General features: G+C 62.2%; 16 protein-coding genes and 1 pseudogene. 9 read left to right on the forward strand and 8 right to left on the reverse strand.

The features are described from left to right. The 6 genes from KUG85_RS20525 to KUG85_RS20550 form a co-directional block, all read right to left on the reverse strand. Positions 1-5,070 carry a DEAD/DEAH box helicase family protein gene (locus KUG85_RS20525; RefSeq protein WP_223006700.1) on the reverse strand — a complete coding sequence of 1,690 codons (5,070 nt, stop codon included), beginning with the start codon at positions 5,068-5,070 and terminating at the stop codon, positions 1-3. Between the two features lie 86 nt (positions 5,071-5,156). Next, positions 5,157-5,555: a DUF3085 domain-containing protein gene (locus KUG85_RS20530; protein ID WP_223006701.1), complete on the reverse strand. Its 399-nt coding sequence runs from the start codon at positions 5,553-5,555 to the stop codon at positions 5,157-5,159. A 7-nt stretch (positions 5,556-5,562) separates the two neighbouring features. Further along, complete coding sequence (locus KUG85_RS20535; RefSeq protein ID WP_223006702.1) at positions 5,563-6,162, reverse strand: DUF1419 domain-containing protein; 600 nt, start codon at positions 6,160-6,162, stop codon at positions 5,563-5,565. Between the two features lie 123 nt (positions 6,163-6,285). Continuing rightward, positions 6,286-7,260, reverse strand: a complete 975-nt coding sequence (locus KUG85_RS20540; protein WP_223006703.1) for a DUF3991 and TOPRIM domain-containing protein — start codon at positions 7,258-7,260, stop codon at positions 6,286-6,288. Positions 7,261-7,465: 205 nt separating this feature from the next. Continuing rightward, positions 7,466-7,684 carry a hypothetical protein gene (locus KUG85_RS20545; protein WP_223006704.1) on the reverse strand — a complete coding sequence of 73 codons (219 nt, stop codon included), beginning with the start codon at positions 7,682-7,684 and terminating at the stop codon, positions 7,466-7,468. Positions 7,685-7,693: 9 nt separating this feature from the next. Then, positions 7,694-8,089 (reverse strand): MerR family transcriptional regulator, encoded by a 396-nt coding sequence (locus tag KUG85_RS20550; RefSeq protein WP_456094048.1) that lies wholly within the window; start codon positions 8,087-8,089, stop codon positions 7,694-7,696. A 146-nt stretch (positions 8,090-8,235) separates the two neighbouring features. Here KUG85_RS20550 and KUG85_RS20555 point away from each other — a divergent pair, with 146 nt between their 5' ends. The 4 genes from KUG85_RS20555 to KUG85_RS20570 all read left to right on the forward strand — a co-directional run bounded on the left by KUG85_RS20555 (position 8,236) and on the right by KUG85_RS20570 (position 12,208). Next, positions 8,236-8,625, forward strand: a complete 390-nt coding sequence (locus tag KUG85_RS20555; RefSeq protein WP_223006706.1) for a mercuric transporter MerT family protein — start codon at positions 8,236-8,238, stop codon at positions 8,623-8,625. Between the two features lie 15 nt (positions 8,626-8,640). Beyond that, complete coding sequence (locus KUG85_RS20560) at positions 8,641-8,979, forward strand: heavy-metal-associated domain-containing protein (protein WP_322098573.1); 339 nt, start codon at positions 8,641-8,643, stop codon at positions 8,977-8,979. A 230-nt stretch (positions 8,980-9,209) separates the two neighbouring features. Further along, positions 9,210-10,634, forward strand: a complete 1,425-nt coding sequence (gene merA / locus KUG85_RS20565; RefSeq protein ID WP_223006707.1) for a mercury(II) reductase — start codon at positions 9,210-9,212, stop codon at positions 10,632-10,634. 218 nt (positions 10,635-10,852) lie between these two features. After that, entirely contained in the window at positions 10,853-12,208 is a 1,356-nt protein-coding gene (locus tag KUG85_RS20570; RefSeq protein ID WP_223006708.1) for a dihydrolipoyl dehydrogenase family protein, read from the forward strand. 704 nt (positions 12,209-12,912) lie between these two features. On the opposite strand, the gene KUG85_RS20575 is transcribed toward KUG85_RS20570, so the two are convergent. Next, the gene (locus tag KUG85_RS20575) at positions 12,913-13,656 is read right to left on the reverse strand and encodes a Bax inhibitor-1/YccA family protein (RefSeq protein WP_223006709.1); all 744 of its coding nucleotides are present in this window, start codon (positions 13,654-13,656) and stop codon (positions 12,913-12,915) included. Between the two features lie 126 nt (positions 13,657-13,782). Continuing rightward, a complete protein-coding gene (locus KUG85_RS20580; RefSeq protein WP_223006710.1) occupies positions 13,783-14,484 on the reverse strand; it encodes an IS6 family transposase in 702 nt (233 codons plus the stop codon). A 53-nt stretch (positions 14,485-14,537) separates the two neighbouring features. On the opposite strand from KUG85_RS20580, the pseudogene KUG85_RS21180 reads away from it, so the two are divergent. The 5 genes and pseudogenes from KUG85_RS21180 to KUG85_RS20600 form a co-directional block, all read left to right on the forward strand. Next, a pseudogene (locus KUG85_RS21180) lies at positions 14,538-14,865 on the forward strand (DUF4172 domain-containing protein); the annotation flags it as partial. Positions 14,866-15,032: 167 nt separating this feature from the next. Continuing rightward, on the forward strand, positions 15,033-15,212 hold the full coding sequence (locus KUG85_RS20585; RefSeq protein WP_018001757.1) for a hypothetical protein: 180 nt from the start codon (positions 15,033-15,035) through the stop codon (positions 15,210-15,212). Then, the gene (locus KUG85_RS20590; protein WP_223006711.1) at positions 15,213-17,231 is read left to right on the forward strand and encodes a type I restriction-modification system subunit M; all 2,019 of its coding nucleotides are present in this window, start codon (positions 15,213-15,215) and stop codon (positions 17,229-17,231) included. Next, a complete protein-coding gene (locus tag KUG85_RS20595) occupies positions 17,228-18,550 on the forward strand; it encodes a restriction endonuclease subunit S (RefSeq protein ID WP_223006712.1) in 1,323 nt (440 codons plus the stop codon). The genes KUG85_RS20590 and KUG85_RS20595 overlap by 4 nt, the downstream gene beginning before the upstream one ends. A 166-nt stretch (positions 18,551-18,716) precedes the next feature. Next, entirely contained in the window at positions 18,717-19,619 is a 903-nt protein-coding gene (locus KUG85_RS20600) for an Abi family protein (protein ID WP_223006713.1), read from the forward strand. Positions 19,620-19,636 lie beyond the last annotated feature (17 nt).

Below are 19,636 nucleotides of genomic sequence, written 5' to 3' on the forward strand. Positions count from 1 at the left end.
TCATGCCGCGTTATCGACACCCGGCGCGTTGGCGATAACATCGTCGGCCAGATCCTTTTCGATCTCGGCCAATCGCCGGCGCTTGTCTTCAAGTTCTCCCGCAAAGGCGAAAGCTTCGCCCTGGCGAGCGCGGTAGGAGGAGAGCCTGCGCTCGGCGTCCGCCAAACGCTGGCGATAGCGAAGCCGCTCGTCCTCGAATGCCGCAAGCGCATGCTCGAGGCGTGAGATTGCGCCGAGCGGTGTCGTCGTGACGGGCAGTTCGATTTCGTGTTCGGCGCCGGTGCGCATGAGCATGGTGGTGTAGCGATATCCGTCCCCACCGAACCGCTCGCCGGAGAATTCGACATCGAAGCCGCCGATCGAGGCGATTGCCGTGTCACCCTCCTGCTGGAGCTGGACGAGGGTGAGGATCTCCTTCATCAGTGCCCGCCCGGCGGGCTTACGCTCGGAAAAGGAACTGCCGGCGACCGTCATTGCGAAGGCCTCGCCCGCAGTCGAAACGCGCCGGTCGATGTCCATGCTGGTGTCAGCAATGCGGCGGGTCGCGATCTCGATGTCGCGTTCGGCCTCGCGCATCTGACGGCGGACCGCACGCTGATCGTCCATATGGGCGGCGCGCAAGCGCTCCAGCCGGGCGATGTCGGCTTCGAGCCCGGCCTTCTGCATCAGGCGCGGGTCACCCGACGCGATCGCCTTGGCCATGGCGAACTGGTTGGCCTGGCCCTCGCCCATATCCTCGAGCCTTCGGATCGAGGTGTCGCCGGAAAGTGCGGCGGCGATGAACCGAGCCTTGCGCTCGTTGTTCTGCCACATGGTGGCATCGAGCGAGCCTTCCGTCGCATAGGCGAAGATATCGATCTCGTCATGCTGATTGCCCTGCCTGCCGATGCGCCCCTCCCGCTGCTCGATCTGCGAGGGCAGCCAGGGCACGTCGAGGTGATGCAGGGCCTTGAGGCGCAGCTGGGCGTTGACGCCGGTGCCCATGGTTTCCGACGAGCCGATCAGGAACCGGACCTTGCCGGCATTGACGTCACCGAACAGCCGCTGCTTGGCTTGCGCGCGTCTGTAGTCCTGCATGAAGGCGATCTCCGACGCCGGCACGCCCCTGCGCACAAGCTCATCCCGGATCCAGCGATAGGCAGAGAACCCCCTGCTCTTTTCCACGCTTATCGTGCCGAGATCGGAAAAGATCATCTGCGCGGCACCGGGCAGCTCAAAGCAATCGCCATCGGGCTTGCGATAGGTGTTCTGTGAGGTTTCCACCCAGATGCGGAAGGCGTTGCCGATCAGGTCGTTGAGCTTGTTGTCGGGCTCGTCTCCATTGTCGGGGTTGACCAGGCGCAGATCGATCGCGGCGTGGCGGCCGTCGGTGATCACCGACAGCAGGATGTCGTCTCCGGGCTTCGCCGGTCCCTCCCGTTCCTCTACCGCCTTGATGCGGGCGTCGAGGAACGTCTGGTAGCGCTTGAAAGCGGCGGACGGCTTGGAGGTCCTGATCTGGCGCTTGCCGGTCGCGACGGCCGGCACCTTCACATATTGGCGCAAGTCCTCCGGCAGCACGACGTCCGCAAAGGAGCGGAACATGGCGATGAGTTCGGGCACATTGACGAATGTGGCAAAGCGCGTAACCGGCTTGTATTTGCCCGATGGCTGAAGCTCGAGGTCGGTCGTCACATCGCCGAAGGTCGAAGCCCAGGCGTCGAACTCGTGCAGACCACGCTCTTTCAGCGCCGCTATGCCGAGGAAGCGCTGCACCGAGAACATCTCGCCGAGCGTGTTGGTGATCGGCGTGCCCGACGCCAGAACGAGCGCACGGCCGGGGTTCTTGGTTTCAACGAAGCGGGACTTGACGTAGAGGTCCCATGCCCGCTGCGAGCCCGTAGGATCGACCCCCTTCAAGCTCGACATGTTGGTGGCAAAAGAGAGCTTACGGAACTCCTGGGCCTCGTCGACGATGATCTGGTCAATGCCGAGCTCGGATATGGTCAGAAGATCGTCCTTGCGCGTCGCGAGCGCCTCCAGCCGTTCCTTGAGCCCCTCTTTCAGCCGCTCGAGCCGCTTGCGCGACACGCGGTCGTCGCTTTCGACCCTGGTCAGAAGCTCCTCGTAGAGCCCCAACTCGTCCTGGATCATCTGCTGTTCGAAGGCGGACGGAATGGAGATGAACCTGAACGCCGAATGCGTGATGATGATTGCGTCCCAATTGGCCGTGGCGGCACGGGCGAGGAAGCGGTGCCGCTTCTCGTTGGTAAAGTTGGTCTCGTCGGCAACGAGGATGCGGGCAGTCGGGTAGAGCGCTAGGAACTCGCGCGCCGCCTGGGCCAGACAATGACCGGGAACGACCAGCATCGCCTTGGCGATCAGCCCGAGCCGCTTCTGCTCCATGATTGCCGCCGCCATTGTCATGGTCTTGCCGGCGCCGACGGCGTGGGCGAGATAGGTCGAACCCGCCGAGATGATGCGCCAGATGCCGCGTTTCTGGTGCCCATAAAGAGAAAAGGCGCCAGAGGCGCCCGGAAGCTGAAGGTGATCGCCGTTGAACATTCGCGGGGCGATGTTGTTGAACCGGTCGTTATAGTCCCGGGCAAGCCGGTCGGTGCGGTCGGGATCGGACCATATCCAGGTTTGGAACGCCGTCTTGATCTTTGTGAGTTTCTCCTTGGCCGCCTCGGTGTCGACCACATTGAGGACGCGCTTCTCGCTATCGCCCTCCTTCACGGTGTCGAAAATCTGCGGCACCCGGCTGTTGAGGGCATCGGCAAGCAGCTCGCCGGCGTGCCGCCGATCAGTGCCCCATTCCGACGTCCCGGCGGCGGTATATCCGAGCTGGCGCGCCTCGACCGTCCAGGAGGCAAGCTCGGGCATGTGGCGGATTCGGATGTCCGCACCCATCATCTCATGTACAAAGGCGACCACGTCGTCGGCTGGAATCCAGGGGGCACCCAGTCGCGCCGTGATATCGGACGGGTTCAGGTCGGCCGGCTGGACATCACGCAGCGCCCGGACATTGCGTTCAAACACCGAATCGAGTGCAGCGGCGGCTTCCGCGGCCTTGAGCTTGTCGCGCACCTTGCCCGAGAGATAGGCGTCGGCGGTCTGCCAGGATCCGGTCTCCGGATCGGCAAAGATCGCGTCGCCCAGCTCTGCGATGACGACATCAGCGTCCGCCTGCATGAGCTCAGCGATATGATCGACATCGACATGTCCGCGCTCGTTGAGCACCACAGCCAGCGCATCGGCGGCGGAGGTGATGATTGGCGCCGACGGCGGGGCAATGACCCGCTCGGTGAAGATCGGACCGGGGCGCGCCGTGTTCGTCTCGAGGTCGTAACCCTCGATGGAGGCGACGAGCCAGCAATCGGGATCGTCGAGGAAGGGCTGGAGATTGGGGCGGCGGTGCGTCTCGCGGACTTCGCCGGTTTCGGGATCCTCCTTCACCGATACGGTGGTGGAATTGACCGGACCGAAGGCGCGCACGAAATTCGACCACGCAATGCGCAGCCTGACCTGGTGCTGCTTGAAGGGCTGATCAAGCTCCTGCGCCTTGAGGACCTCGCGCACGGCGTCGCGGATCGGGATCAGCTTGCGGATGATCCTGGCGTGTTTGTCGGAGATGCCGTCAGCGGCGCGGCCCTTGCGCACCGTGATGCTGACGGGTTCACCGTCGCGCATCTGCATCAGCGCCTGGTTCTTCCCGACAAAGAAGCTGCCCTCGCGGATGCCCTGCCCTTCGGGCTTATCGAATTCGTGGGCTTCCGGGGCGACGGCTTCCGGCTCGCCGTCATAGATCGCTTCCGGAAGAAGATGGATGGCGGCGCCAAGCGCCTGCTCCAGATCGACATGAGGCTGCGGCAGGCAGGTATAGGTCTCACCGAAAGGTCCGGAGGTCGTGGTATGGGTTCCCAACACGTGATCGGAATGCCGTGCGAACCAGCGATTGATCCGGATGGGGCCTTCATCCTCGGCTGCAGGCCGGACCTCGTCGGTCTCCAGCCAGGACATGTCGCCCTCGGCGTCGTCTGGTTTACGCTTCCGGAAAAAGAGGATGTCGGCTGCCACATTCGTGCCGGCCTCGGCCCGGAAACTGCCCTCGGGCAGACGGATGGCGGCGACAAGATCGGCCTTTCGGGCGATCGTTTCCCGCGCGGTTGGATCGGCCTTGTCCATGGTGCCGCTGGAGGTGGCGAAGGCCGCAAGCCCGCCTGGCTTCAGACGGTCGATCGCCTTGACGATGAAATAGTCATGCAGCCGCAGACCGAGGCCGCGATACGCCCGGTCCGAGCGCACCGTGCGATCAGAAAAGGGCGGGTTGCCGATCGCCAGATCGAAATGCGCCGGCAGATCTGTACGGGCGAAATCGCCGTTGACGATCCGGGCACGGGGCTGCAGCAGGCGGGCGATGCGTGCCGTGACCGGGTCGAGTTCGACCCCGGTGACATGGGTGACCGGGCGCAGGTTCTCGGGCATCAGGGCGGGAAACAGCCCCGTTCCGATGCCGGGTTCGAGCACCCGGCCGCCGCGCCAGCCGAGCCGCAGCAAGCCCGCCCAGATGGCCCGGACGATGAACTCCGGGGTAAAGTGCGCATATTGCGTGCAGCGGGCGAGCGAAGCGTATTCCTGCTCCGAGGTAACATCCTGCAGATCGGAACCGATGTCCTGCCAGCCCTTGCGAAATTCCTCCTCGCCCGGGTGCCGGAACACCGAATTCGCCAGTTCCGAAGCACCGAACCCGGTGAACCTGATGAGGACCGCCTGTTCCTCAACCGTCGCCGGACGGCCTTCGGTTTCGATCGTCTGGGCGAGCGCGATGGCGGCGACATTGTCATGGGCGCGCTGCCTCCAGCCACGGGCCAGACCGCGATCGCCGACGAGATGGAAGTCCTCGCCACGTTCGTTGGCGGCGGTCTTGCCGCAGCGTTGTAAACCCGGCACTCGGTCCTCCGGCGCGTCATCATCGCGATCCCCCGGCTGTTCGGGCGGCGTTGCGAACGCGGTGACGCCAAGACCGAGACCGGATGAAAGGGTGGTGTTGCCGAAGAGATCGAGCGTGAAGGGGTCCTCATTGGGCATCGGTTGTTCTCCATGTGTTAAGGTTCACGCCCGCCCGCCGCCGGGATGGCCGGCGGCGCGACGCACGCGACAGTTTCGGGATGGGGTCAGCGGGTGATCAGCGAGAACGAGATGTCGTGCTCGGTGAGTTGCACCCTCAGATGCGTGGCGCCAAAATTCCGGTTGAAACTCGGGATCAGCAGGTCGGCGTCGATGAACTCGATGCCGTCATCGCCACCGAAATGGCGACGCTTGTAGTCCCACCAGTCCGGATTGCCCTTCGGGTGGCATTCGGCGGAATAGACGACGAGTGGCCTCTCGCCATCGGCGAGCTTGCCGTTCGAGATGACGTAGACGCCCTCGTCGCCAACGAGCCAAAGGCCGGGCTTTTCGCCCTCGCCCGGCTTGGTACCGTAATAGGGATTGCGGAAGCCGCCATTGGCGGCCGCGTCGGCTTCTCCGCGCGCGATGACCTTACGCACGGCCATGATCGGGAAGGTGAACATGGCGGCCTCACGCGGCCTCGGCGAGCGGCAGGTGGCGCAGATGAACGGGAAGCTTTTCCGAGATCTGCACGTCAGTCAGATGATCCAGCAGAGCGAAGCTGCTTCCATGCCTGCCATAGACGATGATGGTGCGCTGGCCGCGGTTCTCGGGGCGGAAACCCGCCCCGGCATAGCTGCGATACCGGTCCTCGGTGGCGCTCCAGATATGCTCGATCCGCTCCTCGCGGGTCATCGCCTTGACCGGACGGCGCTCCCGCTCGACGATGGCATCGCGCATCTCGACCGGCGAACCCGGCCGGGCGAGATCGCAATAGGCATGGAAGTAGCGGTCCGCCCCATTGATGCGCAGCGCATAGAACACGCTGGTGATGCTGCCGGTCAGGAATTCGCCCAGGGCGAACATCTCACCGCGCATCCAGAGCGGCGGCAGGATATCGAGCATGTAATCGTGTTCGGGCCGGGCGATCTCGAACCATTCGCCCGCGAACAGGGCGCCGTCGTCGTTCTGCCAACGGTTGGGGCGCTGGGCGTGGCGATCGAACAGACGGAACATCTGCCGGCGATCGGCAACTCCGAAATAGATCTTGCGGATGGGAGAGAGGGTCATGGGTGGGCTCCTTGGCCTCCGGGCTGGAGCGCGGCTCATCCTCTCGACGTCGCCATCGTCTTCAGCCCTTCCGGACCCCTCTCAAGCGGCCGCCTCTCCGTCCGGCCGGGTCAAGGGCCGGCGTCAGCCGGGCGAAGCGTCACCCTTGAGGCGGCCGGCGGGCATGCGGCAGCCGTCCTCCTTCGACTTCTCCCTCCCTCTCGATTCCTGGTTTCTTCCCAATTCGGCGTTCCAGTCTTCCGCCAGCGGACACATCCGCTCGAACCCGCATTTTGCTTCGTCCGCAAGGGCCTGCAGGCGGCGGGCATAGATCTCGCCCTGCGCGTTGTCGTCGGTGGCCGCCACAAGACGAGCGCCCGGCCGGTGGGCGTATGTTCGAAGGGCTTCGACCGTGGCCGGTGCCCAGCCGCCGCCGGTGCTGAGATAGAGGGTGTCTGATCGAATGTCCTCGATCGCGGCCAGGCTCATGGCGTCGATCGCCGCCTCGGTGACACAAAGCCGGAGCGCTTCGGGCCGCCCGAGACGGAACAGCATCTTGGCGCCGCCGGTCGCGAAGCCGCGCCAATCGGGACCGCGCTCCTCCCAGCCGGTCACCTGACCGGCGTGATCGGTGTGGCCGGCCCACATGCTACCCTTCGGGCCTTCGCGCAGGAGGTTCGCGGCAATGGCCTTTCGGATAACACCCTCGGGGATATGGCGCGTGTCGCGCAGATAGCGCCATGTTGCCGAGCCGGGCCAGGGCTTGCGCCGAATTTGCCAGCGTTCCACGATCGTCAGGTCGGGCGCGCGGTCTCTGGCCGCGCGTGTCCAGACCGGCTCGGACGGCGTGAAGCCGACCAGCTCGGCGACGACATAAAGCGCTGCGGCAAAAGGAACGCCGTCGAGATGTTCCACCAGCGTGAAGACGTCGCCCTTCGCATCCGACAAGGGATCGAACCAGCCCTTGCCGTCATGGATCACGATGATGATCTCGCTGGCGCGGCGATACTTCATCGCTTTGCGGCTGCTCTCCTTGAGATCGAGCGCGAACCCCGCGTCCTCCAGCACGGCGCTGCAGGGCACCTTTCCTCTCAGCTCTTCCAGGTCTGCTTTTTCCATATCTCGCCTGCGCCTTCGCGCGCTCCTCTTAACCGATTCCCGCTCCCGGTCCGTGCCGGGACGAGGATCGGCATGCCGCGAAGAGCAAGGCGGGCAAGGGCGTGGCGGGCAACCCGGCAGAATTGCGGGGCCGGACCGATCTCGCCCGCCACGGCGAAGCTTCCCTTGCCGGGCGCAGCGCGCAAGCGGCACGCACACCCGCACGTCAACCGCTGCGTCGCTCTTCCTCGGCGACAATCGCGATCACCCTGTCGGTGTCCATTTCCGCGCGCGGGGCGATGCGGGCGATTTCGGCGGCGACCTTGGCCCAGTGATAGAATTCGGCTTTCGCGCCACGAACGCGTGCCCGGACCGCACGGCACTGCGCCTCATAGTAGGTGTTGGCCTCATGTTCCCGGGGTATACCGATGAAAACCCCGGCCAAGTCTTGCCGTCATGCGGCGAGCGCATCGAGGATCGGGCATTCCGGCACATCTTCGCCCGAGCATTGCGCCATGGTCCGGGACAGGAGCCGTTCGATGCGCCGGAGGTCGGCGATCTTGGCTCTGATTTCCGCCAGGTGCGGCTTCGTCCGTTCCTGGACTTCGGCACAGGTCTGGCTTTTGCGATCAACCAGGTGGAGCAAGCCGCGAATCTCATCAATGCCAAAGCCAAGTTCGCGGCTGCGCAGGACAAAGCGCAGGCGTCGCACGTGGGTCTCGTCATACAGGCGATATCCCTTGGAGGTGCGCGGCGGCTCCGGCATCAGGCCAATATTTTCATAGTAGCGGATGGTCTCGATGTTGCAGCCGGTGCGCTTGGAGAGCTGGCTACGCTGCAGCCCCTTCACCGGAACGTGTTCTGTCATGACGCAATTTCCCTCTTGAGCCTGTAGTTGCTACAGGAGTTATGTACCATGGGACCCAAGAATTGTCGTGAGGGTTTTGGATGATGAATGATGTACGTGAAGCGATTCAAAATCGACGATGGTCGTTGATGAAAGAAATCGGTGGCAACTCTCGGGAGGTTGCCAGTGATCGGGTTCGGAGTGAGGGCGGATTCGCAACGCTAAGCGTCATCGGCGCGTTCTTGGCATCGGCCTGTTGTGTGGTCCCCCTGCTCCTGGTGATGCTCGGCATCTCCGGCGCATGGATCGGAAACCTGACGATGCTCGAACCCTATAAGCCCTATATCGTGGCCGCGACGCTCGTGCCGCTGGGGCTTGGCTTATGGCAAGTCTATTTCAAGCCCAAGACCGTTTGCGAACCGGGTTCCTACTGCGCCCGTCCGCGCTCCGCCATCATCACCAAGACCGCGCTCTGGATCGCGACGGTCATCATCGTGCTCGCCATCACGATCGGCTGGTGGGCACCGCTGTTCTATTAGAGTAGGAGACAACACGTGAAACACTTGCCGAAAGCTATCTTCGCCGCACTTGCTCTCGGGACAAGCACGATGATTGCGTTGTCGTTAGTCAGCTCCGCTTCCGCCCAGTCGCCGTCAGAAGCAGTTGCCGTGGCAGAAAAGACGCAGACGTTTGCCATCGAGAACATGTCGTGCGCGTCGTGTCCGATCACGGTACGCTTGGCCATGGAAGGTGTTGCGGGAGTGAAATCGGTCAAGGTAGATTTCGAGGCCAAGACGGCGACGGTTGTCTACGACCCGTCGACCGCTACGGTCGCGGCTATTGCCGCTGCTTCCACCGATGCTGGCTATCCTGCCAAGGCGATCGGGAGTTAGACCCATGCATGACCGGTCCATACCTGGCTTCGGACTGGTTGGCGCTCTGATGTAGCATTGTGCTGGTTGGCGCTGCTCCTGCCGGCGCTGTAGGCGTGATCGGCGTGGGCGCACTCACAACAGCGGTCTACGGTCTATTGCCTGTTCTCATCATGATTGTTGCTGCAGCGGGTTACCTGCTGTGGCGACATCGGCCACGCGTCTATAACAGAAATCAGTAGGAGATTTTCATGTCCGACTGCTGCAAGTCAAAAAATAATTGCCGCTATGATCTGGCGGTGATCGGTGCCGGTTCCGCGGGGTTCTCGGCCGCGATCACGGCCGCTGAGCTGGGCGCGCAGGTCGCGCTCATTGGCCACGGCACGATCGGCGGCACTTGCGTCAATGTTGGCTGCGTGCCGTCGAAGACGATGATCCGCGCCGCCGAGGCGCTGCACGGTGCGCGCGCCGCGCATCGTTTTCCCGGCCTTGCCGGCGAGGCCAATGTGATTGACTGGGCAGGTCTCATCGCGGCCAAGGATGATCTGGTCACAACCCTGCGGCAGAAGAAATATATCGACCTGCTGCCCGAATATAACGGGATTGTCTATCTTGAGGGTCCTGCGCGCCTGAACGGACAGGGCGTATTCGTGAATGGCGCCGCGATCCCGGCCGGCAGGATCATCATCGCGACCGGTTCTTCGCCGGCCTTGCCCGATATTCCCGGCGTTGCGGAGGTTCCCTACCTCACCAGCACGACCGCGCTCGAATTAACCGACTTGCCGCGTTCGCTGCTAGTGATCGGCGGCGGCTATATCGGCTGCGAGCTCGCGCAGATGTTTGCCCGCGCGGGGGTGGAAGTGACACTCGTTACCCGTCGCCGCCTGCTGCCGGAGGCAGAGCCGGAGGTTTCTAAGGCCCTGACCGGCTATCTTCGTGACGAGGGCATCACCGTCCGCACCGATCTTGCCTATCGCAGGATCGCGCGGACCGATCGAGGTGTCGAGCTGACGATTGCCATCGGCGGGGCGGAGGAAGTGATCCCCGCCGAGGAGGTTCTTCTGACCACGGGGCGATCTCCGAACACCGATGCTCTCGGGCTAGCCGACGCGGGCGTGCGGCTGTCCGGCAATGGCGGCATCGTCGTCGACGAGCGGATGCGCACCTCAAGGCCTGGCGTCTACGCGGCGGGCGACGTGACCGGCCGTGACCAGTTCGTCTACATGGCGGCCTACGGCGCCAAGCTCGCGGCGAAAAACGCGCTGAACGGCGACAGCCTCGTCTATGATAACGCGGCCATGCCGTGGGTGACGTTCACTGATCCGCAGGTGACCGGTGTCGGCTTGACCGAGCGGGCGGCTCAGGCCACAGGCTTTACGACCAAGACCTCGATCGTCCCGCTCGACCAGGTACCGCGGGCGCTGGCTGCCCGCGACACGCGTGGGCTCATCAAACTGGTTGCCGATGCCGGGACCGACAGGTTGCTTGGCGGCCAGATCCTTGCGCCCGAGGGCGCAGACAGCATCCAGACGGTGGTGCTGGCCATCAAGCACGGCATGACGACCCGGGAACTGGGCGAGACGATCTTTCCCTATCTCACCACGGTCGAAGGGCTGAAGCTTGCCGCGCAGGGCTTCGGCAAGGACGTGGCGAAGCTCTCCTGCTGCGCCGGATAGGAAGGAATAATGGAACGCCGTCACGCATCCCCTCCACGACTAGCTTGAAAAGGCCTTCGTCAGAACCGGCGGCACTCTTCGTGAAAAGGGCTGTGAATGTAACCGCTGCCACTCCACATAAGGCCAGGCAGTCGAGGAGCCCAAAACAAACCTGAAACTGTTCGTCTGGAAGAGTGTGAATGCGGTCTAACAGCCGCAACCGATCGAAAGAGGAAAACATGGGCAATACCGGAAGGTTCAATCTGATTGTGATCGGAGGTGGTACGGGTGGAAACGGTGTCGCTCGGATGGCCGCCAACGCTGGCTGGACGGTTGCCAGCATCGACAGCCTGCCCTTCGGCGGCACTTGTGCGTTGCGGGGCTGCGATCCCAAAAAGATGCTGATCGCCGTGACCGAGGGGGTCGAATGGGCCCGCAACCTCGACGGCAAGGGGCTGGTGGCACAGACCTCCGTCAACTGGCCGGACATGATCGCCTTCAAGCGCACGTTTACCGATGCGATGCCCGACCGCATCGAAGGCGGACTGGACAAAGCCGGTATTACAGTGTTGCACGGCGAGGCACGCTTCACCGGGCGTGACAAGATCGAGGTCAGTGGCGAAGTCCTATCGGCACGACACTTTCATATCGCCACCGGCGCCCGGCCAATGACGCTGAACATCCCCGGCGAGGAATTGCTGGCGACCAGTACCGATTTCCTCGCGTTGCCGGAACGGCCCGACAGGGTGGTGTTCGTTGGCGGCGGATTCATCGCGATGGAATTCGCCCATATCGCCAAGCGTGCGGGGGCGCGCGAAGTGACGGTTCTGGAAATGATGGAGCGGCCGCTGGGGAATTTTGATCCGGACCTTGTCGCGATCTTGTCCGAAGCCACGGCCGATCTCGGCGTCGATCTGCGGACTGAGGCCAAGGTTCTCAAGATCGAGAAGAATGGCACAGGTTTTACAGTCGCTTACGAGACGCCGACAGGCGTTGAGACCGTCGACTGCGATCTAGTGGTTCACGCAACCGGTCGCGTCCCCAATATCGACCATCTCAACCTCGAAGCCGCAGGCGTTGAGTATAGCCGCATGGGCATCAAGGTCAGCCCCTTCATGCGCACCACCAACCCCGCAATCTTCGCCGCCGGCGATTGTGCGGACAGTGGCCCGATGCTGACCCCCGTCTCAGCCAACGAAGGCCGGATCGCGGCTAAGAACCTGCTCGCCGGCAAGGACGAGCGGGAGGTGAATTATCCACCGATCCCGAGCGTCGTCTTCACACTGCCGCAACTGGCCTCAGTCGGACTTTCAGAAGCTGCAGCACGCGAGGAGGGATTGGATTTCGACACCTATTTCGACAAAACCGCAGGCTGGTATTCATCGCTGCGCGTCGGCGCCAAGCACACCGCCTACAAGGTTCTGGTCGAAAAGGGGACCGGAAAGATCCTGGGTGCCCACCTGATCGGCCCCGGCGCCGAGGAGCAGATCAACCTCTTCGCGATGGCGATGGCCGCAGGCCTGACCGCGAACCAGATAAAGGGCCTCATCTTCGCCTATCCGAGCTTTGCATCCGACATCAGTTCGATGATTTAGGAAGAACGGGCACATGTTTCCTGAAACTGTCGATGCGAACGTCGAGCTGATTGGCTACGACTACGACTCCGCGCGTTGCAAGTGATCACGCAAGATCACGTCTTCAACGACCAGGAGGAAAGCCGGTTCAAACCGGAGGAACGAGAGGCCGCACAGATGCCGGGATCCGAGAAATTCGCTTGTGTGGGCAGTGACGGTTCGACCCCGACGTGATACTCAGCAGAATGCTAGAGGTGGCCGGTTCTCTGGTAGGTTTGCTCAGCATGCGCAGCCGGTCGAAGCGCAACAGATTCGTGACAATCCAGCGCCGTGAGGATGCACGGATGCAGTCAGCAAGGAGATTCCAGACCGTGTACGTGCCGACCTTGGGAAGGTTTCGATTACGCCGTTGGGCACCGTAGCGGTCAAGATGATATCTGGGAAAGTCATCGGGACCAATGCCGATCAAAGACCGGGCTTCTCCGGCGGCACATACCCTTGAAACATCTCGTCATGGGATGATCGCGTATTCCTGAAAGTAGATTCGGCTGCCGACTGACGGATGCGGACGAGCGTGACTATTCACCCTCCCACAGTGACAATGATCAGCGGGAGCCCTCGCGAAGCCAGTGTTGCGCTCGCTGCTCAGACGCCGACAAACCGATCGATCATGAAGGAGAGGCGGCCCTGAACCGCCCTTCGCGTGTTCATCCGGCCGAGCGCCCCTATTCGCGATTACCCAGGAACTGCAACAGGAACATGAACAGATTTATGAAGTCCAGATAGAGCCTGAGGGCGCCCATGATCGCTTTGCGGCCCGCCACCAGCGTATCGTCGCCTTCCCAGTACATCTCCTTGATTTGCTGCGTATCGTAGGCTGTCAGGCCTGCAAAGATCAGAACGCCGATTGCGGAGATGGCGAACTGCAGCGCCGAAGACGCCAGGAAAATGTTGACGATCATCGCCAGAATGAGGCCGATCAGGCCCATGAACAGAAACGAGCCCATGCCGCTCAGGTCGCGTTTCGTCGAATAGCCCCAGAGCGATAGCGCGCCGAACGAGGCGGCCGTGATGAAGAACACGCGCACGATACTCTCGCCAGTGTAGACGAGAAAGATCGAAGCGAGAGACAGGCCCATGACCGCAGCGAAAGCCCAAAAGGTCGTCTGCGCTGCCGAGACCGTCATCTTTTGAATGCGGGCGCTCAAGAAGAATACGAAGCCGAGCGGCGCAAGCATGACCATCCACCGCAATGGACTGGCGAAGATGAGCTGTCCGAACCCGGTGAGCTGCCCGCTGGAAACGGCCATCTGAGCGGTCGCGAATGCGGCCACGCCGGTGATTGCGAGGCCCAGCGCCATCAGGTTGTACACCCTGATCATATACGCGCGCAGGCCCTCGTCGATTGCCGCTTCGGTGCGAGCGCTCGCCGGTGCGGGGGTCGCTTGGATATTGCGAAGGTCAGCCATAGTTTCCCCTACTGCTGCTTTCCCGTCCGGTGTAGGGCGCAAGAGAGTTTCACGCGCCTGCGGGCCACTGGCGGGCGATGTCACATAAACCTGAGCATGGACGCACCGGGCCCTGCGGCGGCTCGATCAGGTGCCGATGGTTACAGCGTTCCATTCCGCCATGGCCTGGAGGCGATGACGGCGGATGCCGAGAGCAGAGCGTTGTGAGCGGGGCGGGACGAAAAGGTTGCGAAAGGCGGAGAAGATCGAGATGAAATGCTGTAGGCTCCCCGGCGATCGGAACCCCTGCATTGAGCGTTCTCGTTTTCGCAGCGGCACGTGCGAATTCTCCGCACGGTTGTTCAAGCCCTTGTGCGAGCGGTGCTCGATCTGCGGCATCACCTGCCGCTTGGCTGCTCCATAGGAGCGGAGCTTGTCGGTGATCATGCGCTTCGGTGCGAGCCCCTGCTTCTTCAGCAGCCGCGTCAGCAAGCGCTTGGCGGCCTTGGTGTTGCGCCGGGTCTGGACGATCTCATCGAGCACATAGCCATCCTGGTCGACGGCACGCCACAGCCAATGTTTCTTGCCGGCGATCGTGATGGCGACCTCGTCGAGGTACCAGATATCATTGCGGTCCGGCTGCTTGCGGCGCAGGCGCCCAGCATAGTCCGGCCCGAACTTCCGGCCCCAGCGGCGGATCGTCTCATAGGAAACGACGATGCCGCGCTCCAAAAGCATTTCCTCGACATGACGCAGGCTCAGCGGAAACCGATAATACAGCCAAACCGCATGGGCGATGATTTCGGCAGGAAAGCGGTGACGCTTGTAGCTGATGGCGGACGTACTCATGCTCGCGCCTCTACACCGCAAGGCGCTGACCGGAAGTTAACGTGACATCGCCCGCAGAAGTTGTCTTGAAGGCCCAACAGGTCACACTCGACCGCGTCGGCTTCTTCATCAACAAAGCGCACTTCTACGATCGTCACAGAGACCACTTGAACGAACGCCAGGCCAAGGCCATCGCTCGCCTGTTTCGGGAAGGCCCTGGCGGTTTCGAAGGCGGCCTCAGCCAACAACTATCTCAAGATCACCGGAACTTCACGCGCAACCGCAACCCGCGATCTGCAGGACCTGGTCGAAAAAGGTGCGCTCAGCCGAACCGGTGAGCGACGCCATACGAGGTCCTGGCTAATACTCTCAGAAACAACGACATCGAAGGTGTCGGCGTGACCCGAAAGAACACAGATCGAGCGGAACAAGGAACTGGATCTGAAGTCCCCTTAAAGAATCCGCTTTCCAACTGTGGATCAGGTTGAAACGGGGCCGCCCAAAGGAATGTGATTGAATTCTTCAATGGAAGAATGGAAGGTAAGTCATTATCCGCGAGGAGATGCCCGATGGGTGATGATGCCGCGAAACTTTCGAACCTAAATTTGAAGATCACCGAGGATGAGCGGTGGGCCTTCAAGGAACTCTGTGTCCGGCACCGGATGAGTCAGGTCGACGGCTTCCGTTTGGCAGCACGATTATTGGAACAGCACCTTGAGACGAAAACGAATAGCAGTGAAGGCGCATAGATGAGTACCCAGACGACGAACACCTCCTTCGCCGATTTCATCTGGAAGAACGCGGACGACCTCTGGGGGAACTTCAAGCACGTCGATTTCGGCAAGGTAATTCTGCCTTTCACCCTGCTGCGCCGCCTGGAATGCGTGCTGGAACCGACCCGGGATCAAGTGCGCGAAACCGTCAAGACGATGAAGGACAGCCCGATCGACCTGGGCGTGATCCTGCGGACCCAGACCGGCTACCCGTTCTACAACACCTCGAATTACGATCTGCGCAGCCTCGGCGCGACCCGGACCCGCCAGAACCTCGAGGATTACATCGCCTCCTTCTCCGACAACGCCCGGGTTATCTTCGAACAGTTCGACTTCGCCAACACGCTGGCCCGGATGGACAAGGCCGGGGTCCTCTACAAGATCTGTCAGAACTTCGCCGCCATCGACCTGCACCCGGACGCGGTTCCGGAACGGGTCATGTCCAACGTCTATGAACACCTGATCCGGCGTTTCGGCGCCGAGGTGAACGAGGCGGCCGAGGACTTCATGACCCCGCGCGATGTGGTCCATCTGGCCATCGAGCTGCTGCTCGACCCGGATGACCAGATGTTCATCGACAACCCGGGGCTCATCCGGACCCTCTATGACCCCACCTGCGGCACCGGCGGTTTTCTGTCCGACGGGATGGAGCACGTGAATGCCCTGCGCGACCGCTACTCCATCGCTCCGGTCATCGTGCCCTACGGTCAGGAGCTCGAACCGGAGACCCACGCAGTCTGCCTCGCCTCGATGCTGCTCAAGACCGTCGAGTCCGATCCGGGCCGCGACCTGTCGAAGAACATCAAGCTCGGCAGCACCCTGTCCGACGACAAGCTCGCGAACGAGCGGTTCCATTACTGCGTCTCGAATCCGCCCTTCGGCAAGAAATGGGAGATGGACCAGGCCGCCGTGGTCCGGGAACATCAGGAAAAGGGGTTCGAGGGCCGCTTCGGCCCCAAGCTGCCGCGCGTCAGCGACGGGTCGATGCTGTTCCTCCTCCACCTTCTCAGCAAGCTGGAGACGCCGGAGCGCGGCGGCGGGCGGGCGGCGATCGTCCTGTCCGGCTCGCCCCTGTTCAACGGGAACGCGGGGCAAGGGGAATCCGAGATCCGGCGCTACCTGCTGGAGGAGGACGTGGTCGAGGCGATCATCGCGCTTCCGACCGAGATCTTCTTCCGGACTGGGATCGGCACCTACATCTGGCTCCTGTCCAACAAGAAGCCGGCCGCCCGAAAGGGCAAGGTCCAGCTGATCGACGCGACCACGCTCTATGAGCCAATGCGCAAGAGCGAGGGCAACAAGCGGCGCCGGGTCGGGGATGACCAGATCCGGCAGATCGTCCAGATGTATTCCGACTTCGCACCGACGAAGGAGAGCCGCCTGTTCGACAGCCGCGACTTCGGCTACCGGCGCGTCAAGGTCCTGCGCCCGTTGCGGAAAAAGATCGTGATCTCGGCCGAGGGGCTTGCGGCGCTGGCGGATGAAACCGCCTGGGGCAAGCTCACGCCCGAAGTGCAGACCGCCTGGACCGCGCTCTTCGAGGCGGACATGGGCGAGGCGCATGGCTGGCAGCGGTTCGAGGCCTGGGTCAAGAACGCGGTCAAACGCGACGCCGGGCTGGGGAAGGTGAACGCCGCCCTGATCAAGGCGTTCCAGAAGGCGTTCGGCGTGCGCGACCCGGACCTCGATCCGGTGCGCGACAAGAAGGGTGAGATCATCCCCGATGACGACCTGACGGATTTCGAAAACATCCCCCTCGGCACGGACATCCGGGACTACATGGCGCAGGAGGTTCTGCCCCATGCGCACGACGCCTATGTGGATGAGACGTTCCGCGACGAATACGACGGCCAAGTGGGCATCGTGGGGTATGAGATCAACTTCAACCGCTACTTCTATGAATACCAGCCGCCCCGCGATCTGAAGGACATCGACGCCGAGCTGAAGGCGGTTGAGGCGGAAATCGCGGCGGTGCTGGCGGAGGTGACGGAATGAGTTACCGGCGCCATGCCCAGGTGAAACCCAGCGAAATCGAATGGGTTGATCAGATTCCGGTTGATTGGGAGGCAAAACGCCTCCGCTTCGTTGCCGACATTTCCAACAGCAATGTCGACAAAAAAGCATACGACGATCAGGTATCGGTCCGGCTCTGCAACTATACCGACGTCTATTACAACGAAGTCATAACCCCCGATCTCGATTTCATGGAAGCAACCGCCTCGCAAGCGGAGATCAAGAAGTGCGGGCTCCGTGCCGGTGACGTGATCATCACGAAGGATTCAGAGGACCCTCGGGATATTGGCGTTCCTGCCTTTGTGCAGGAGGACATGCCGGGCGTCGTGTGTGGATATCACCTGTCGATCATCAGGACGTCTGACCCGATTACGGCGGAGTACATTCAGTTCTCTATCATGTCCCACCTCAACAAGGCGCGGCTTTACGTTGACACCCCCGGGGTGACCCGGTTCGGGTTGGATCAGGACACGATCAAGAACATCCTCGTCCTGCTTCCTCCCTCGGATGAAAGACGGCAGATTGTTCGTCGGCTCCGCTCGGAAACTGCCGAGATTGACGGCCTGATCGAGAAGAAGACCCGGTTCATCGCGCTGCTGAAGGAAAAGCGGGCGGCCGTGATCACCCATGCGGTGACGAAGGGCATCGACCCGGACGCGCCGATGAAGGACTCGGGCGTAGACTGGCTGGGCCGCGTGCTCGCCCATTGGGATATCCTGCGCATCGCGGCCCTGTTCCGCGAGGTATCGCGCCCGGCTGACCCGGTACTGCCGGTTCTGTCCGTGTCCATCCACGACGGTGTGACGGATGGGGAACTGGCGGACGAGGACCGGGACCGCAAGGTCGCCCTCAGCGAAGACCGGACCAAATATCAGGGCGTCGCGCCCGGTGATCTGGTCTACAACATGATGCGCGCATGGCAGGGCGCGTTCGGGGCCGTCACGGTCAAGGGATTGGTCAGCCCCGCCTATGTAGTCGCGGCCCCTGTCACCACGTTCCGGACCAAGTTCATCGAACACCTTCTTCACACCAAGAGTGCGGCCGAGGAAATCCGCCGGTTCTCGCGCGGCATCGCTGATTTCCGGATGCGGCTCTACTGGGATCATTTCCGGACGCTGAAGGTGTGCCTGCCTCCGCTGGCGGAACAGGACCGCATCCTGTCGGAGATCGATACCGAAACCGCCCGCATCGACGGCCTGATCTCCCTGACCGAGCGTAGCATCGACCTCCTCCGCGAGAAGCGCGCGGCCCTGATCACCGCTGCCGTGACCGGCAAGATTGACGTTAGGGCGGCGGCATGACTTTTGGCGCGGACCGGTCGGTTTCTTATTGCTTTGGTAGGTTTCCTGCTCTATCTAATGGCTCAACAAGACCCGCCACGCCTCGGACGGAACCTCGGTTTCGCACTGCGCACCCCGGCGGGTTACTTGTTTTCAGGGTATCGCTTTCGCGGCACAGGAGTGCCGCATGAAGTTCGAAAAACACGCCGTTTCCGTCCCGAATCAGATCGAACTCCTCAAACGTCGCGGCATGACTGTCGGGGACGAAGCCCAGGCACAGCACTACCTGAACTTCATCTCCTACTATCGGCTGAGGGCCTACTGGCTGCCCTTCGAGGTGCCCGCGGCGATCAACGGTGATCACGCCTTTCGTGACGGGACAACCTTCGAGGATGTGCTGACACTCTATATCTTCGACCGTGAACTGCGGCTGCTGGTCCTGGACGCCATCGAGCGGGTCGAAGTGGCCCTGCGCGCGCAATGGGCGCATCACATGGCCATGACCTATGGCCCCCATGGCTATCTCGAACAGGGCCACTATGCCCACATCGGGCGTCATGCCTCCGCCGTTGCCGAGTTGAACAAGGAATTCAGCCGCTCACGCGACACCTTCGCGACCCACTATCGCGACAAATACACCTCGCCCAAGCTGCCGCCGGTCTGGATGGCGGCAGAGGTCATGTCATTCGGTTTGCTGTCGAAATTCTACAGTGACCTGAAACTGCGCGGCGATAGAAACGCTATCGCAGCCCCCTTCGCGCTGGACGAAAAGGTCGTCACGTCTTTCGCCCATCATATCAGCCATGTCCGTAACATCTGCGCCCACCATGGAAGGCTGTGGAACAAGCGCTTCACGGTGAAGATGACAGTTCCGAAATACCCCGCCAAGCTGCCCGTCGCCATGCGGGATGCCGATCCGCGCTACCTGCACAACACACTGGTGATGCTCGATTACCTTTTGGCCCTGATCGCACCAGACAATGAGTGGAAACAGCGCCTTGTTGCACTGATCGACGGTTGTCCGTTGGCCGATCCTGCTAGCATGGGCTTTCCGGCGGATTGGCGCGCAAGAGCGGTATGGAAGGTATGAGGATGCCGGTTTCTGCC

The sequence above is a fragment of the Nitratireductor rhodophyticola genome (genome assembly GCF_019891355.1).
GTDB lineage: Bacteria > Pseudomonadota > Alphaproteobacteria > Rhizobiales > Rhizobiaceae > Nitratireductor > Nitratireductor rhodophyticola.

Bases quoted from the DNA above. Each gene is read 5' to 3' on its own strand.
- KUG85_RS20555 (WP_223006706.1), top strand. From the start codon at position 8,236: ATGAAAGAAATCGGTGGCAACTCTCGGGAGGTTGCCAGTGATCGGGTT.
- KUG85_RS20600 (WP_223006713.1), top strand. From the start codon at position 18,717: ATGAAGTTCGAAAAACACGCCGTTTCCGTCCCGAATCAGATCGAACTC.
- KUG85_RS20525 (WP_223006700.1), bottom strand. From the start codon at position 5,070: ATGCCCAATGAGGACCCCTTCACGCTCGATCTCTTCGGCAACACCACC.
- KUG85_RS20595 (WP_223006712.1), top strand. From the start codon at position 17,228: ATGAGTTACCGGCGCCATGCCCAGGTGAAACCCAGCGAAATCGAATGG.
- KUG85_RS20590 (WP_223006711.1), top strand. From the start codon at position 15,213: ATGAGTACCCAGACGACGAACACCTCCTTCGCCGATTTCATCTGGAAG.
- merA (WP_223006707.1), top strand. From the start codon at position 9,210: ATGTCCGACTGCTGCAAGTCAAAAAATAATTGCCGCTATGATCTGGCG.
- KUG85_RS20540 (WP_223006703.1), bottom strand. From the start codon at position 7,260: ATGGAAAAAGCAGACCTGGAAGAGCTGAGAGGAAAGGTGCCCTGCAGC.
- KUG85_RS20585 (WP_018001757.1), top strand. From the start codon at position 15,033: ATGGGTGATGATGCCGCGAAACTTTCGAACCTAAATTTGAAGATCACC.
- KUG85_RS20570 (WP_223006708.1), top strand. From the start codon at position 10,853: ATGGGCAATACCGGAAGGTTCAATCTGATTGTGATCGGAGGTGGTACG.
- KUG85_RS20580 (WP_223006710.1), bottom strand. From the start codon at position 14,484: ATGAGTACGTCCGCCATCAGCTACAAGCGTCACCGCTTTCCTGCCGAA.
- KUG85_RS20535 (WP_223006702.1), bottom strand. From the start codon at position 6,162: ATGACCCTCTCTCCCATCCGCAAGATCTATTTCGGAGTTGCCGATCGC.
- KUG85_RS20575 (WP_223006709.1), bottom strand. From the start codon at position 13,656: ATGGCTGACCTTCGCAATATCCAAGCGACCCCCGCACCGGCGAGCGCT.
- KUG85_RS20530 (WP_223006701.1), bottom strand. From the start codon at position 5,555: ATGTTCACCTTCCCGATCATGGCCGTGCGTAAGGTCATCGCGCGCGGA.